The following is a 2197-nucleotide window of genomic DNA, read 5'->3' on the forward strand; positions in this document are numbered from 1 at the left end:
TTGGGTGTCTGAGACATGGCGTGCTCCTTGTCTGTGGCGCCCCTTGCCAGCTTCGCTTGCTGGCGGGGCAGGAGCACGGCCGGACCATCCCATTAACGGTCATCGTTCGCGCGCAACTGACTTCACAAAAAGACGGCTTTCACCCTATCTAACGCCGCCTTGAACTGTAAGAATGTTCGTGCCACGGGGGACAGCATGAAACGGCGCGAGTTCATTACACTGCTCAGCGGATCATCGCTGATTTGGCCACTGGTGGCCCGCGCACAGCAGCGCGATCGAATGCAGCGGATCGGCGTTATGTTCAGCAGTGTTGAGGGCGACGCTCAATCGGCCACCGATCTGGCGGCGTTTAAGTCAGGATTGCGAGCCTTAGGCTGGAGTGAAGGCGCCAACTTGCAGATCGATTATCGCTGGGGAGGCGGCGACCGCGACCGCGCTCGGTCGTCAGCCATGGAGTTGGTGAGACTGTCGCCCGCAGTGATCATGGGAAGCGGCACGGTCGCCACGGTGGCCCTACATGGTGCGACAGACAAGATACCGATTGTGTTCCTGAATGTGACGGATCCGGTGGCTGGTGGTTTTGTTGCAAGTCTTTCGCGACCATCGGGCAATATCACCGGGTTTACGCCGTTCGAGTACGATATCGGTGGCAAATGGCTGGAATTACTCAAGGAGATAGCGCCTAAACTGACGCGGATTGCGCTACTCGGTGATCCCAACAATCACAACTTCACAGGCTTCCGGACATCGTTTGAAGCAGCGGCAAGATCCCTTTCGGTAGAGCCGATTTTGGTTCCCGTACGCAGCTTCGACGACGTCGACCACGGCATTCAGTCACTGGCCGAGAAGCCGAATGGCGGGCTAATCATCACGGCCGCGACCTTCTCCATCGTCTATCGCAAGCAGATCGTGCAATTGGCGATCAAATACAAATTGCCAGCAATCTTTTGGAACCGCTCCCAGGTCGCCGAGGGTGGCTTGATTTCACTTGGACCGAATTCTCCTGATATGCATCGTCGTTCGGCTAGTTATGTCGATCGTATTCTGAAGGGCGAGAATCCTGCCGATCTGCCTGTGCAAGAACCGACCAAGGTCGAACTGATTATCAACGTGAAGACCGCGGAGGAAATTGGCCTCGTAGTGCCACCGGCACTCCTAGCCCGCGCAGACGAGGTTATCGAATAGTCCGGCGATTAATTGACGCGTGGGTCCGGCCCTTGGCAGATATGTTGCAAAGGTCGAAAATCGAACGACACCGAAAATCTCGCAAAAGTTGGTTTTTAGACGACCCCGCCGCTGCAATGCTCTGTAGCTTCGATACGAAGCCATGTGGTCGTTTTTCTGAGAAACGATGTGCCCCTCGCGTCGTCGGGTGAAAAACGCACCGGCGATCTCTAAAAGACTTTTTTAACAGCATCGGGTGATTACGGTGACCGTGCACTTATTGAGCGTTCGAACCCCGAAAAGCAGGCCGAAAGTCATTGAGTGCACCTGTCACCGTAATACCCCGGTCCATATTGCATGGGCCATAAGACGCGAAAACAGGATAGAGCCGGCGGCGTTCGACTTGGGGCGGGTGCCGATTTCTTGCTTTTATTGCGTTGACAGTGCGCTCGAACTCGCGAAGCGGCTTGAGCCATTAGGTGCACGTATTGAGTCTTCGATCCCGCGAAAGCGGCGAGTGTCATTGAATGCACTGTCACCGCACCCCCGTGCCTTTGCAGCGCTGGCACTTCACCACCTTGTCGCCCTTCTTGAGCAAGCCTTTGCCTTCACAATTTTTGCACTTCTGTTTCTTCTTTATGTTCGGGCCTTTTTCACTGACCATGAAATTCTCCTGCCGCTAGAAGCAGTCAACTGACGCTTTGTATAGGCTGGGCTCGGCGAGGGCGGTAGTCCATAATCCAAACGGATGCCGACTACGTTGCCATTTTCAGCCAATGTGATCGCCGGACGTGATTGCGGTGACAGTGCTGGACTGCAAACAAAAGACGGAAGGGAACCTCGGACGGATGTCAGCCGGATTATCGGGCAAGTGGACTAGTCTTACTGCGTCATAAATTTTTGCGCGATCGCGGACGCAGGATCGCTCTTGCGCAACATGGACATCGCGACAGACTTCTGACGAGGGCGAGAACGAGCCGTCGACGCATCGTCGCAATCGAGTTTGGAATGTGCCGTTCGGTGCGCAGCGGCG

2 protein-coding genes are annotated in these 2197 nt (G+C 55.3%); one reads left to right on the forward strand and one right to left on the reverse strand.

The annotated features are described in order from the left end of the window. Positions 1 to 195: 195 nt before the first annotated feature. Positions 196 to 1185, forward strand: coding sequence for an ABC transporter substrate-binding protein (locus IVA82_RS16075; RefSeq protein WP_247385079.1), 990 nt, complete (start codon positions 196 to 198; stop codon positions 1183 to 1185). Positions 1186 to 1699: 514 nt separating this feature from the next. Here IVA82_RS16075 and IVA82_RS48530 read toward each other — a convergent pair. Beyond that, entirely contained in the window at positions 1700 to 1828 is a 129-nt protein-coding gene (locus tag IVA82_RS48530) for a hypothetical protein (RefSeq protein WP_256374932.1), read from the reverse strand. Positions 1829 to 2197 lie beyond the last annotated feature (369 nt).

The organism is Bradyrhizobium sp. 142 (genome assembly GCF_023074015.1).
In the GTDB taxonomy this organism is placed as follows: domain Bacteria; phylum Pseudomonadota; class Alphaproteobacteria; order Rhizobiales; family Xanthobacteraceae; genus Bradyrhizobium.